The organism is Pseudoduganella sp. GW821-FHT11H04 (assembly GCF_058807935.1).
Genome location: NZ_JBXARE010000017.1, coordinates 45,145 through 58,704 on the forward strand (window position 1 = coordinate 45,145; position 13,560 = coordinate 58,704).

Genomic DNA, 13,560 nt, shown 5'->3' on the forward strand with positions numbered 1-13,560 from the left:
TAATTTATTGGATTGATTGCCTATCACCAGTTAAATCGCGGCTAACACCGCATAAATCAACGGTTGCATGCGCGCACAATAGAGTGGATTTAAGGCAAATAACCTACAGATTATAAGGTACAATCGCGGGTTAATGCGCTGCTGGTGCTGACTACCCGCACGGCCGCATTTGACCGGATACCTTAAATAACGAATTTTGCGCGGCAACGCGCCACAGGACACTCATGTTTGGTTTTTTACGTCGCTATATTTCGTCTGACCTGGCTATCGACCTGGGTACGGCGAACACCCTGATTTATGTACGCGGTTCCGGCATCGTGCTGGACGAGCCTTCGGTTGTGGCGATCCGCCAGGAAGGTGGCCCAAACGGCAAGAAAACCATCCAGGCCGTTGGTAAAGAAGCTAAACAGATGCTGGGTAAAGTACCTGGCAACATCGAGGCGATCCGCCCGATGAAAGACGGCGTGATCGCCGACTTCACCGTCACCGAGCAGATGCTGAAGCAGTTCATCCGCATGGTGCACGACTCCAAATTCTTCCGGCCGTCGCCGCGCATCATCATTTGCGTACCTTGCGGCTCGACCCAGGTGGAACGCCGTGCGATCCGTGAATCGGCGCTGGGCGCCGGTGCATCGCAGGTGTACCTGATTGAAGAACCAATGGCAGCGGCGATCGGCGCCGGCCTGCCAGTGTCCGACGCGACCGGCTCCATGGTGGTCGACATCGGCGGCGGCACTACCGAGGTGGGCATCATCTCGCTGGGCGGCATGGTGTACAAGGGCTCCGTGCGCGTGGGCGGCGACAAGTTCGACGAAGCGATCGTCAACTACATCCGCCGCAACTACGGCATGCTGATCGGCGAACAGACCGCTGAAGCGATCAAGAAGGCCATCGGTTCCGCCTTCCCTGGCTCCGAAGTCAAGGAAATGGAAGTCAAGGGCCGCAACCTGTCGGAAGGCATCCCGCGCTCCTTCACCATCTCGTCCAACGAGATCCTGGAAGCGCTGACCGACCCGCTGAACAACATCGTTTCCGCCGTGAAGAACGCGCTGGAACAGACCCCGCCGGAACTGGGTGCAGACATCGCCGAAAAAGGCATGATGCTGACCGGCGGCGGTGCACTGCTGCGCGACCTGGACCGCCTGCTGATGGAAGAAACCGGCCTGCCGGTGCTGGTGGCAGAAGACCCACTGACCTGCGTGGTGCGCGGCTCCGGCCTGGCGCTGGAGCGCATGGACCAGCTGGGGTCCATCTTCTCCTACGAGTAAGAATGTGTAAAAAGGGCAGCGCAAGCTGCCCTTATTAATTCTAAGACATGGAATACAGTCCACCGCCACTGTTCAAGCAAGGCGCGTCCGCCCGTTTCAAGATGATGGTGTTCGCGTGCATTTCGATTGCGCTGCTACTGGCCGATTCGCGCGTAAATGCGCTGACGGCAGTCCGGCAGGGCGTCGGCTTTGTCCTTTATCCCCTGCAGAAGATCGCACTGTTGCCGCGCGATGCGATGTACGGCATGGGCGACTATTTCTCCACGCTGTCGAAACTGGAGAAGCAGGTCAGCGTGCTGCAGCAACAGCAGATCGCCGCCTCGCAAGCCTTGCAGCAGGCGCAGCTCTACCAGACCGAGAACAACCAGTTGCGCAAGCTGCTCGATGCGCAGCAGCGGGTTCCGGGCAAGTCGCAGCTTGCTGAAATCCTTTATGAAGCGCGCGATGTATTCACGCGCAAGGTTGTGCTGAACCGCGGTACCCAGAATGGTGTGACGACTGGTTTGCCGGTCATCGATAACCAGGGCGTGGTGGGACAGGTGACGCGTGTGTTCCCGTTCACGTCCGAAGTGACGCTGCTGACCGATAAGGAGCAAGCGATCCCGGTGCAGGTGCTGCGCAACGGCCTGCGTTCGGTGGCGATTGGACGCGGCCAGTCCGGCAACCTGGACCTGCGCTTCATGGAGCCGACAGCCGACGTGGTGGTGGGCGATATCCTGATTACCTCCGGCATCGATGGCGTGTATCCGGCCGGCCTGGCTGTGGCGCGCGTTGTGCAGGTGGAGAGCAATGCCGCCGGCGCATTCGGCCACGTGGTATGCGCGCCGCTGGCGGGCATTCAGCGCAATACCGCGCTGCTGATCCTGATGTCGTTGCCGGAAATGCCGCCGCGTCCTCCTGTGGAGGAGCCGGTCGCCAAACCAGGCAAGAAGAAAGCGAAGGCGGAAGCCGCTGCACCGGCGGCGCCGGCACCTGCTCCTGCAGCTCCGGCAACGAAGGAGGCGACCCGATGAATCGTCCACAATACATCCTGCTGCCGGTCAGCCCGCTGTTCATCGCGTTCAGCATGCTATGCGCCGTGCTTCTTAATATGCTGCCGTGGGGCCGCTTTATCGCGGCGCCGGACTTCGTGGCGCTCGGGCTGGTGTTCTGGGGCGTTCACCAGCCGCGCAAGGTCGGCATCGGCACCGCCTTCTGTCTTGGCCTGCTGATGGACGTGCACGACGCTTCGCTGCTCGGCGAGAATGCGCTGGCCTACACTTTACTGTCTTACTTCGCCATCATGCTGCACCGCCGGATCCTGTGGTTCAAGGTGACGACGCAAATCGTGCAGGTGCTGCCGCTGCTGCTGCTGGCGCAAACCGTACAGATGCTGGTGCGCTTCATCGTCTCCAGCAAATTCCCCGGCTGGTTCTTCTTTGTCGAAAGCGTGGTTGCGGCCTTGCTGTGGCCATTGGCCACCATGTTGCTGCTGGCGCCGCAACGCCGCGCGGTCGATAAAGACCACACCCGCCCGATCTGAGCATGACCGAGTTTAAGAATACAGAGCAAGACCTGCACCGCTTCCGGGTGCGCCTGTCTGTACTGGGCGGGCTGGTGTTTTTTTGCTTCGCGTTGCTGCTGGCGCGTTTCATCTGGCTGCAGGTCGTCAAGCATAGCGACTACATCGCCAAGGCCGAGGACAACCGCATCGCGGTGGTGCCGATCGTGCCTAACCGCGGCCTGATCCTGGACCGCAATGGCGTGGTCCTGGCGCGCAATTACTCCGCCATTACGCTGGAACTCACGCCATCCAAGCTGGCGGCGCCGCTGGAAGACGTGATCGACGAACTGGCCAAGCTGGTCGACATCCAGCCTAAGGACCGCCGCCGCTTCAAGAAGCTGATGGAAGAGTCCAAGAGCTTCACCAGCATTCCCCTGCGCAGCCGCCTGAGCGACGAAGAAGTGGCGCGCTTTGCCGCCAACCGTTTCCGCTTCCCTGGCGTGGATATCCAGGCGCGCCTGTTCCGCCAATATCCGCTGGGCGAAGTGGCTTCGCACGTGGTGGGCTACATCGGCCGCATCAACCAGGCCGAAGCCAAGGCGCTGGAAGGCACCGAATACGAAGCCAATTACAACGGCACCGAATACATCGGCAAGGAAGGCCTGGAAAAGAGCTACGAGCGCCAGCTGCACGGCATCACCGGCTACGAGGAAGTCGAAAAAACCGCCGGCGGGCGTGCCATCCGCACGCTGTCGCGCACTCCTGCCACGCCGGGCTCGAACCTGATCCTGTCGGTCGATATCGAACTGCAGAAGGTGGCGGAAGAAGCTTTCGGCGAGCGCCGCGGCGCCCTTGTGGCGATCGAGCCTGCCACCGGCGACGTGCTGGCCTATGTGTCGCGCCCGGGCTACGACCCCAACCTGTTCGTCGACGGCATCGATGCGCAAAGCTGGAACGAACTCAATACTTCGCTGGACAGGCCGCTGATGAACCGTCCGTTGTCCGGCACCTATGCGCCCGGTTCGACCTTTAAACCTTTCATGGCGCTGGCCGCGCTGGAAACCGGCAAGCGCACCACCAGCCAAGCGATCTTCGATCCGGGCTTCTTCTACCTGGGTGACCACAAGTTCCGCGACGACGTGGCGGGCGGCCACGGCACGGTCGATATGCGCAAGTCAATCGTGGTGTCCTGCAATACCTACTACTACATCCTGGGCCGCGACATGGGGATCGACTTGATCCACGACTTCATGAAGCCTTTCGGTTTCGGCGAAAAGACCGGCATCGACCTGGAGAACGAAAAGACCGGCATCCTGCCGTCGCAGGAATGGAAGCGCGCCCGCTTCCGCAAGAATCCGCAGGCCGGCAAGTGGGTGGGCGGCGATACGATTTCGGTGTCCAACGGTTCCGGCTACAACTCCTACACCCCGCTGCAGGTGGCGCACGCCGTGGCCAACCTGGCCAACGACGGCGTGGTGATGAAGCCCCACCTGGTGAAGATCATCGAAGACGGCGGCACCCGCAAGCGCGCGCTGACCGTGGCGAAGGAAAGCTACCGCATCCCGCTCAAGAAAGACAACGTCGAATTCATCAAGAATGCGATGGTGGGGGTGACGACCGAGCCCGGTGCGACGGGGTACCGCGCTTTCCTGAACGCCGGCTATAGCGTGGGCGGCAAGACCGGTACCGCGCAGGTGGTGGCGATCAAGGCCAACGAGAAATACAACGCCTCCAAGATTGACGAGCGCCTGCGCGACAACGCCTGGTTCACCGCCTTCGCTCCGGCCGACAAGCCGAAAATCGTGCTGGCGCTGATCGTAGAAAACGCGGGCTTCGGCGGTGCGGAAGCGGCGCCGATCGCGCGCAAGGTTTTGGACTACTGGCTGCTCGGCAAGCGTCCGGAAGGCAAGGACACTACGCCAGTACCGAAGGAAGACGCGGTCAACGTGCCGGTGGAAGACTTGCCTGAAGCGGACGTGGAGGCGGCCGCCGAACGCCGCGCCGCGGCCCAGCCGCCATCGGATCAACCTGCGCCGGCGCCGGCCCCTGCAGCGGAGAAGCCGCCGCTCGGCCCGCCGCGCAAGAAACAGTAAGGAGGCAGCATGCCTATCAATGAACGGCGATCACTGTGGCGGCGCATGCGCCCCTATGTGACGGTGTTCGATGGCCCGCTGATGCTGGTCATCGTGTTCCTGCTGGCGACCAGCCTGGTCGCCTTGTATTCTGCCAGTATCGGCATTCCCGGCAAGATCGAGGACCAGCTGCGCAATATCGCCATGTCCTTCCTGGTGATGTGGTTCGTGGCGAATATCTCGCCGCAGAACATGATGCGCATTGCGCTGCCGGCCTATGTGGTGACGGTGTCGCTGCTGCTGGCGGTGGCGCTGTTCGGTACTATCAAACTCGGCGCGCGCCGCTGGCTGAACCTGGGCTTTGCGCAGATCCAGCCGTCCGAATTCGCCAAGATCGCGGTGCCCTTGATGCTGGCCTGGTATTTCCAGCAGCGCCACGGGCAGTTGCGCTGGCACGCTTATGCGCTGGGCGCGGTGCTGCTCCTGGTGCCGGTGGCCCTGATTGCGCGCCAGCCCGACCTGGGTACGGCGCTGCTGGTGGTGGCGGCCGGGGCCTGCGTGATTTTCCTTGCCGGCCTGGCATGGAAGGCGATCCTGGCGCTGGTGCTGATGGGCGCGGCCTGCCTGCCGATTGCCTGGTCGATGATGCACGACTACCAGCGCGAACGTATCATGACCCTGATTGATCCAACGTCCGACCCGCTGGGCAAGGGCTTCCACATCATCCAGTCGACCATTGCGATCGGCTCCGGCGGCATTACCGGCAAGGGCTGGACCCAGGGTACCCAGGCGCACCTGGAGTTCATCCCTGAGCGCACCACGGACTTCATCTTCGCCGTGTTCTCCGAGGAGTTCGGCCTGGTGGGCAACCTGATCCTGATGTTCCTCTACCTGCTGCTGATTGGGCGCGGGCTGATGATCGCTTCCAATGCGCCGAACCTGTTCACGCGTTTGCTGGCGGGCGCCATTACGATGATTTTCTTCACCTATGCCTTCGTCAATATGGGCATGGTGAGCGGCATCCTGCCGGTAGTGGGCGTGCCGCTGCCATTCATCAGCTATGGCGGCACGGCGCTGCTGACGCTGGGCCTGGGCTCGGGCATCCTGATGTCGATTCAACGGCATAGAAAGCTGGTGCAGACATGAAACAAGCATACCGACTCCTTCCTCTCGCTGCGGCCGCGCTGCTGGCGGCCTGCGGCACCACGCCGACCGAAACGCCTTCGCGCAAGGCGCCCGCACCGGTGACGGCCAAGCCGGCGCCCGGGATTCCAGCCTTGCCGGCGGCAGGTTCCGGACGCGGGGCGTATTACCAGGACGATGGCCCGGGCGAAAACCCGCCGGCTGGCCTGCTCGAAGTGCCGGATGCGGAGGTGCGCAACGATCCTTTGCTGCCGTACTCGAACCGTCCTTACGTTGTATTCGGCAAGACCTACAAGCCGACCGCGCTGGGTGCTGAATTCAAGCAGCGCGGGCCGGGTACCTGGTACGGCAAGAAGTTCCATGGCCAGCGTACTTCGTCGGGCGAAATCTACGATATGTACAAGATGACGGCGGCGCATCCTACGCTGCCGATTCCTTCGTATGCGCGGGTAACCAATGTAAGCAATGGCAATTCGGTGGTGGTGCGTATCAACGACCGCGGGCCTTTCCATTCGACGCGCATCATCGACGTTTCCTACACGGCGGCGCTGAAGCTTGGCTTGCTGGTCAATGGCAGCAGTCAGCTGGAAGTAGTGCACATTCCGCCGGCCGAGATTGAACGAATCATTGCTGCACGCGGTTCCTCGCCGGCGCCGACGCAACAGGCGCAGGCTATGCCGAAAGCGGCGCCGATGCTGGTCTCCTCCAGCGGCGACGAGGCCAAGGCCGTACGGCTGGACGGCGGGTCGGCCGAATCGGGCTTCTACCTGCAATTGGGATCCTACGCGCGTGAAGACGGCGCAGACGGCTTGCGCAAGCGGCTGGAAGCCAGCGATGCCGGCTTGAAGCTGGATGTGGAGCAGGCGGGCAAGTTCTATCGCCTGTTCGCTGGCCCCTATGCGAGCCGGGAAGATGCCCAGGCAGCGGGCAAGGCGCTGCCTTCGAGCTTCCGCTTGAAGCCTATCGTTATCGAGCGTTAGTACACTCGCGGGTTTCCTGCTCAGGGAACTTGGCGGCAATTTTGGCGATGCGGCCTTTGGCGTCTTCGCTGATCTCGCGGAACTGGAAGTACAGTTCGTGGTTGCTGCTATAGCGCGGCGCAATGCGGGCGGTTTGCACGCCTTGCTTGTTCAGCGCGGCGAGTTGCGCCTGGGCCGCCGCTTCGGTGCGGAACACGCCCAGTGAAATGCCCCATTTCAGCGGCGAGCTTTCATTCAATACGAAGAAATTGGTGATGCCGAGCGCGCGCAGCTCGTCGGCTTTCTTTTCCGCGGCGGCGCGGCTGGCCTGCGGCGGGATATGCACGATGTAGCTGGAAACCTCCTGGCCCGGTACGTTTTTCCGCAACTGGCGATCGCCCAGTTCCAGCGGCGACAGGCGGTCCTCGAATTTGCGCGCTTCGGCCAGCTGGAAATTACCAACTTCGAAGCAGGCGACGGTGGCCGGTTCTTCGCGCGACACCGGCGGCGGCGGCGGTGGAGCGGCGGCGGCGGCAGCCCCTTCCGCCTTGCTGGCGCTGATCAGCTGCAGCTTATCGATATTCTGCTGCTTCTGCAGGCGCGCCGGTTCGTGTTCATTGCCGCTGAACTGGCCGAGATAGCCTTTGCCGTACGCGAACAGCGCGGCATTGGCGGCAAGCAGCAGGGCGAAGATCAGTTTCAGCACAGGCACTCCATACGGGTCAGGCGCTACGCAGTGCGGCGTGCAGGCCTATCATCACAATATTGTCGACATGGCGGTGCGGTACCGGGACCGCAGGCGCCACATAGGGCGCGGCGCCGCCCGAAATAATACACTCTGCGGCCTGGTGCAGCTCAAATGCGCGTTCGATCGCGCCGGCTTGCGCGGCCAGGCAGCCAGTCAGGATGGCGTCGTCGGTGTTGTCGGCGAAGCCTTCCGGCAGTTTGCTGCCAGGTTTGATTTGCGGCAGTTGGGCAGTGTTCTTTGCCAGGCTCGTTGCCATCAGCCCCAGGCCGGGCAGGATCATGCCGCCCAGGAAGGTGCCGTCCTTGGTGATGGCGTCGATGGTGGTGGCGGTGCCGCAGTTGGCGACCACGATGTCCTTGCCGGGGCACAGCGCATGCGCGCCGATGGCGGCGGCGAAACGGTCGTTGCCCAGTTGCGATGGGTTGCGGTAGGCGTTGCGTACGCCGGCGCGTTGCGGAACGGAGGCGAACCATTCGATGGCTTGCGGCGCGATGCCGAGCTGCGGCGCGGCCAGCCAGCCTGTCAGCATGTCGCACACGGCTTGCCCGGCCACGTTAGCGATCAGCACGCGGCCGATGGCTGGCATGGCGGCGGCGGAGAGCGCTGCGCTGAGGGCCGCTGGGAAGTCGGCGGCGTCGGCGTGCATGTGGGCGCCTTGGGCGTGCCAGTCGCCGAGGGCGGCGCCGGGGGCGGCGAGGGCCCATTTGATGCGGGTATTGCCCGCGTCGATCAGCAGGTCGTAACTCATGGCGCGAGCCTCAGCGAAACGTCGCCCGACAGCACGGCCACGCGGCCGGATGGCGTGTCTAGCAGCAGGCGGCCCTGGTCGTCGACGCCTGCTGCCAGGCCTTCCTGCCGGACCACGCCCTGGTCGAGCAACCGCACCGGCTGTCCGCGCCAGGCTTGCAGCGCGTTCCAGCGTTCGGTGAAGGAGGCAAAGCCGGTATCGTCGAATTCCGCCAGCACCGCGCACAGGCGGCTCAGTAATTGCGCTAGCAGGGCATTGCGGTCCATCTGCGCCAGCCAAGGAGCCGACGAGACTTCGCGGCCGATGGCGGCTTCCATTTCGTCCGGCATCAACAGGTTCATGCCGCAGCCGATGACGGCCCAAATCGTGCCATCTTGTGCGGCCTGCGTTTCGACCAGGATGCCGGCCAGCTTGGCGCCATCCTTCAGCATGTCGTTCGGCCACTTCAGCTGAATCGGCACGCCGAGGCCAGTCACGGTTTCGGCCAGCGCCACGCCAACCGCCAGCGGGAGGCCCACCATGCGGTGCAGCGGTGCGCGGAATGGCCACGCGACGGAGAACGTCAGCGACGCACCCGGTGCGGAAAGCCAGCTGCGCCCCGCGCGGCCACGGCCGGCGGTTTGCCGCTCGGCCACGCGCAGCAGCGGGCCACGCAAGGGCACGCGCGCCAGCAGGTCGGCATTGGTGGAGCCGGTTTCGTCCACGACCTCGATGGCGACATGGGAAGCGCTATCGGCTACCAGCGCGTGGATCGCCGCAGCGGAGAGGGGATTTGCATTCATGTGGTGCCTTTGCGCGCCTTATGCGGCGCCTTGGCGAAAGCGCGGTCGTACAGCCAGTCCGGCAGCACCCGCAGCAGTCGCGCGATCCAGCCTGCCTGCCACGGCACCACGCGGTAGCTGTCGCCGCGCGCAATGCAACGTGCAGCTGCCGCCGCGAAAGGGGCCGGCTGAATCAGGAAAGGCATGGCGTACTTATTCTTCTTCGTCATCGGGGTGTCGACGTAGCCCGGCGCGATGGTGACAACCTTGATCCCGGTGCCGCGCAGTTCAACGCGCAAGGACTCGCAATACACGCGCACCGCAGCCTTCGACGAACTATAGGCGCCACCGCCCGGCAGCCCACGCACGCCGGCAACGCTGCCGATGCCCACCAGCCGCGCCGGCGTTCCCTGCGCTCGCATGGCGCCGATGAAAGGCGAGAAGGTGGCCACAGTGGCGGTGACGTTGGTGGCAATGATCGATTCGAACACCGGCAAGTCTTCCGGCAGTTCGGTGATGGTGCCATGCGAAATGCCCGCGCTGGCGATGACGATATCGCAGCCGCTGGCATGTTCAAGGAAGGATTCCGCGGCGCCGCGCAGGCTCGCATGGTCGGTCACGTCAACCGCGTAGCAGCGGTGGAGCGAGGAATTGGGCAGGGAGGCAGCCAGTGCCTGCAGCGCATCGGCGCGGCGGCCAAGCAGGCCGATGGTGCAGCCTTGCGCAGCGTAGTGCGCCGCCAGGGCCGCGCCAATGCCGCTGGAAGCGCCGGTGATGAATACGCGCTTCAAGGCCTTACTTCTTCTCCGCCTTCGCCTTTGAGACCAGGAAGTCCATGACGGTCAGCGCGTTGGCGTGCAATTGCTCTTCGCTCGACACCGGTGTGCCTTTTTTAACTTGCGAAGGCGATGTCATGTACTTGCCGTCGATGATTACCATCGGCCAGTAATCGACGCGATAGTCGCCCATCATATGTTCGGTACGGCGCACTTTGCCCGACACGCCAAATCCGTTATAAGTCTCGGCGAACTTGTTCTTGTCGATGCCTTCCTTGGCAGCCCATTCCATCACGGCCGCATCGTCGCGCAAGGCGCCGAGCTGCGCGCGCATGGCATCGAACACCTTCTGGTGGTACTGCTCCAGCAGGCCCATTGCATCGAGCGTGAAGAACAGTTTCTGCTGCGGCAGCACAGCCGGGCCGGTGCCCACGTGCACGCGCTTGAAGACGATGTTGTCGCCCTGTTTCTTTGCCCATGCCGCAATGCCTGGTTCGAAAGCGTAGCAATGAGGGCAGTAGTAGGCGAAGAACTCGATGACCTCAACCTTCTTGCCGGTATCGACCGGCTGGCGCTCCACCAGCTTCTGGTAGTCGACATCGAGCACCGGAGCGGTCGGCGACGCGGTCGCAGCAAAGGAAACTCCGAACAGGAGCACGGCCAGGAATTGCTTGATCATCGCGACACTCCCTTATTTCTGGTTGCGCACTACCGCCACGTCAACGCCGTTTTCAGACAGCTTGGCACGCACCTTGTTCATGGCTTCCACTTGGGTGAAAGGACCCATGCGAACGCGGTGCAGGACGCCGGAGTCGGTGGCGCGGTCGGAAACGGTTGCTTCAAAACCCAGCAAAGCCAGTTTGGCGCGGGTGTTTTCCGCATCGCCCACTTCACGGAAGGCGCCAGCCTGCAGGTAGTACACGAACTTGTCTTCGCCAGGCAGTGCAGGGGCGGGAGCCGCTGCCTGCGCTGGCGGAGCAGCGCTGTTGACAGGCGGCGGTGCACCAGGCGAGGTGACGGCAGGAGCCGGAGCCGCAGGCGGCTTTGCAGCCGGCGCCGGTGCGGCAGCCTGGCCCTTGGCCTGGATCGTGTCCACCACCTTTTGCAGTTCGTCCGTCGCAGCCGGCTTGGCGGCGGCTTCGCGCTCGAATTCGCTGTTGGCCTTTTTCACCGCATCCTTGCTGCCGTACATCGGCTTGTTCGGATCGGCGATCTGGCCGGACGCTTCATCGGTCGGCTTGCCATTCTTCGGCGCCTTGTCGGTGAAGGGCGACTGGCCCTTGGTGATACTCAGGGCAACGACGACGGCGATGACCAGGCCGATGACCAGGCCGATGATGAAGCCAACGAGCGTATTGCCTTCTTGCCGGCGCGACGAAATGCGCATGGAGCGAAAAGCCATGTGGACCTTACATTTGGTTAGGAGCGGAAACGCCGATCAGCGCCAGGCCGTTGCGCAGCACCTGGCGGGTGGCAACCATCAGGGCCACGCGGGCCAGCTTGGTCGCCTCGTCTTCCACCAGCACTTTTTCTGCGAAGTAGAAGGAGTGCAGGGCGGCTGCCAGGTCGCGCAGGTAGAAAGCTACCTGGTGCGGGCCGAGTTCGGCCTGGGCGCGGGCCAGCACCTCTGGGTATTGGGCCAGGGCGGCCAGCAGGGTCGCTTCGGTCGGCGCGGTCAGCGGCGACAGGTCGACGTTGGCCACCGAGGCTTCGTCGCCGCCCCAGTTGGCCAGCATGCGGCAGATGCGCGCGTGGGCGTACTGCACGTAGTAGACCGGGTTTTCGTCCGATGTTTTCAGCGCGACGTCGACGTCGAACACGAATTCGGTGTCGGCTTTACGCGAGATCAGGAAGAAGCGCACGGCATCGCGGCCCTTGGTGATGTCGCCGCCGCCGGACCATTCGATCAGGTCGCGCACGGTCACGTAGGAGCCGGCTCGCTTGGAGATTTTCACCTCGGCGCCGTCCTTCATCACGGTGACCATCTTGTGCAGCACGTAGTCAGGGAAGCCTTGCGGAACGCCCAGGCCGACGGCTTGCAGGCCGGCGCGCACGCGGGCGATGGTGCCGTGGTGGTCGGAACCCTGGATGTTGATCGCCTGGGTGAAGCCGCGCTGGAACTTGACGATGTGGTAGGCGACGTCAGGCACGAAGTAGGTGTAGCCGCCGTCGGTCTTGCGCATCACGCGGTCCTTGTCGTCACCGTAGTCGGTGGTGCGCAGCCACAGCGCGCCGCCGTCTTCGTAGGTGTGGCCGTTGGCGACCAGCGCTTCAACAGCTTTTTCCACCTTGCCGTCGGAGTACAGCGAGGATTCCAGGTAGTAGTTGTCGAACTTCACGCCGAAGGCTTGCAGGTCGATGTCCTGCTCGTTACGCAGGTAGGTCACTGCGAAGGCGCGGATGTTTTCAATGTCTTCCACGTCGCCGGAGCCGGTCACTGGCTGGCCGTCCGAGGCGGATACGGTCTTCTTGGCCAGGAAGTCGGCGGCGATGTCGGCGATGTAGTCGCCGTTGTAGGCCGATTCAGGCCATTCCGCGTCGCCCGGCTTGAAGCCCTTGGCGCGGCACTGGACCGAGTTGGCCAGGGTCTGGATCTGGACGCCGGCGTCGTTGTAATAGAACTCGCGGGTGACTTTGGCGCCTTGCGCTTCGAACAGCGAGGATAGGGCGTCGCCCAGGGCCGCCTGGCGGCCGTGGCCTACGTGCAGGGGGCCGGTCGGGTTGGCGGAGACGAACTCGATGATGACGTTCTTGCCGGCCAGGGATTCGCTCTGGCCGAAGGCAGCGCCCTGCTGCAGCACGCTCTTGACCACGGACTGTTTGGCGGCGTCGCTCACGCGCAGGTTGATGAAGCCTGGGCCGGCGATGTCGGCTGCGGCCACCAGCTGCTTGCCGGCCGGGTTTTCCAGCAGGGCTGCGACGATCTTCTGCGCCAGTTCGCGCGGGTTCATTTTCAGTTGCTTGGCCAGCTGCATGGCGATATTGCAGGCGACGTCGCCGTGCGAGGCATCGCGCGGACGCTCCAGCACCACGTTGGCTTTAACGTCGGAACCTTCCAGGATCGGCGCGAGGGCGGCCTGGAACAGGGAAATGATCTCTTGCTTTTGTTGGGCGAGCATGTGAGTAGCTGAGGAACGTCTGAAAGAGGAACATTATACTTGTTTGCCAGAACCGGTAAATCGGGGCAAAACAAAGGGTTAGGGGGCCTATCCCGGGTACAATCTTGGTTTTCACAGATTTACCGCGAATTGGTGGCCGCACAGGGCCGCTCCGCTGCTGGCGGGCGCGATGACAGGATTGCAATGACTAAGAAAGAGCGCTCAACTTTATCCCTCAAACCCAAGGCTAAACCGGCAGCGCCGGCGGCCAAGGCGCCTCGCGCGCAGGGAGAGGGCGCCGCGCGCTCGGCTGGCCCGCGTCCGTCGGGGCCGCGCCCTGCAGGGCAATCCCGCGGCGAATCGGCTCCGCGCACCGGCGGCCCACGCCCGAGCGGCGAGGTCGCCCAGCGCGGCTTTGGCGCTCACTCGGACCGTGAAAACCGTGGCGAGGGCCGCAGCGAAGGTCGCGGCGACCGCGAACAGCGCGCATTCGCCCCACGTCCA

Annotated in this window: 13 protein-coding genes; 6 read left to right on the forward strand and 7 right to left on the reverse strand. The window is 63.4% G+C overall.

The window, feature by feature from the left end; all coding sequences use genetic code 11:
• Window positions 1–224 precede the first annotated feature (224 nt).
• From AC1RTP_RS25135 to AC1RTP_RS25160, 6 genes are read left to right on the forward strand one after another with little or no spacing between them, the layout of a single operon-like run.
• The gene (locus tag AC1RTP_RS25135) at window positions 225–1,268 is read left to right on the forward strand and encodes a rod shape-determining protein (protein ID WP_028102363.1); all 1,044 of its coding nucleotides are present in this window, start codon (window positions 225–227) and stop codon (window positions 1,266–1,268) included.
• 47 nt (window positions 1,269–1,315) lie between these two features.
• Window positions 1,316–2,281 (forward strand): rod shape-determining protein MreC, encoded by a 966-nt coding sequence (mreC, locus tag AC1RTP_RS25140; protein ID WP_498611376.1) that lies wholly within the window; start codon window positions 1,316–1,318, stop codon window positions 2,279–2,281.
• Window positions 2,278–2,790, forward strand: a complete 513-nt coding sequence (gene mreD, locus AC1RTP_RS25145) for a rod shape-determining protein MreD (RefSeq protein WP_498611377.1) — start codon at window positions 2,278–2,280, stop codon at window positions 2,788–2,790. Before mreC ends, mreD begins: the two co-directional genes overlap by 4 nt.
• 2 nt (window positions 2,791–2,792) lie before the next feature.
• The gene (gene mrdA, locus AC1RTP_RS25150; RefSeq protein WP_498611378.1) at window positions 2,793–4,844 is read left to right on the forward strand and encodes a penicillin-binding protein 2; all 2,052 of its coding nucleotides are present in this window, start codon (window positions 2,793–2,795) and stop codon (window positions 4,842–4,844) included.
• A gap of 9 nt (window positions 4,845–4,853) precedes the next feature.
• Entirely contained in the window at window positions 4,854–5,969 is a 1,116-nt protein-coding gene (gene rodA / locus AC1RTP_RS25155; RefSeq protein WP_498611379.1) for a rod shape-determining protein RodA, read from the forward strand.
• Entirely contained in the window at window positions 5,966–6,946 is a 981-nt protein-coding gene (locus AC1RTP_RS25160; RefSeq protein WP_498611380.1) for a septal ring lytic transglycosylase RlpA family protein, read from the forward strand. Before rodA ends, AC1RTP_RS25160 begins: the two co-directional genes overlap by 4 nt.
• Here the strand turns inward: AC1RTP_RS25160 and AC1RTP_RS25165 are convergent.
• The 7 genes from AC1RTP_RS25165 to argS are packed head-to-tail and all read right to left on the reverse strand — an operon-like array spanning window position 6,933 to window position 13,077.
• Window positions 6,933–7,631, reverse strand: a complete 699-nt coding sequence (locus AC1RTP_RS25165; RefSeq protein ID WP_498611381.1) for an SPOR domain-containing protein — start codon at window positions 7,629–7,631, stop codon at window positions 6,933–6,935. The genes AC1RTP_RS25160 and AC1RTP_RS25165 overlap by 14 nt on opposite strands.
• Window positions 7,632–7,647: 16 nt before the next feature.
• The gene (locus AC1RTP_RS25170) at window positions 7,648–8,421 is read right to left on the reverse strand and encodes a type III pantothenate kinase (protein WP_498611382.1); all 774 of its coding nucleotides are present in this window, start codon (window positions 8,419–8,421) and stop codon (window positions 7,648–7,650) included.
• A complete protein-coding gene (locus AC1RTP_RS25175) occupies window positions 8,418–9,203 on the reverse strand; it encodes a biotin--[acetyl-CoA-carboxylase] ligase (RefSeq protein ID WP_498611383.1) in 786 nt (261 codons plus the stop codon). Before AC1RTP_RS25175 ends, AC1RTP_RS25170 begins: the two co-directional genes overlap by 4 nt.
• Window positions 9,200–9,973: an SDR family oxidoreductase gene (locus AC1RTP_RS25180; RefSeq protein ID WP_498611384.1), complete on the reverse strand. Its 774-nt coding sequence runs from the start codon at window positions 9,971–9,973 to the stop codon at window positions 9,200–9,202. The genes AC1RTP_RS25175 and AC1RTP_RS25180 overlap by 4 nt, the downstream gene beginning before the upstream one ends.
• A 4-nt stretch (window positions 9,974–9,977) precedes the next feature.
• Complete coding sequence (locus AC1RTP_RS25185; RefSeq protein WP_498611385.1) at window positions 9,978–10,637, reverse strand: thiol:disulfide interchange protein DsbA/DsbL; 660 nt, start codon at window positions 10,635–10,637, stop codon at window positions 9,978–9,980.
• A 12-nt stretch (window positions 10,638–10,649) separates the two neighbouring features.
• Complete coding sequence (locus AC1RTP_RS25190) at window positions 10,650–11,360, reverse strand: SPOR domain-containing protein (protein WP_498611386.1); 711 nt, start codon at window positions 11,358–11,360, stop codon at window positions 10,650–10,652.
• Window positions 11,361–11,367: 7 nt separating this feature from the next.
• The gene (gene argS / locus AC1RTP_RS25195) at window positions 11,368–13,077 is read right to left on the reverse strand and encodes an arginine--tRNA ligase (RefSeq protein WP_498611387.1); all 1,710 of its coding nucleotides are present in this window, start codon (window positions 13,075–13,077) and stop codon (window positions 11,368–11,370) included.
• Between the last annotated feature and the right edge of the window lie 483 nt (window positions 13,078–13,560).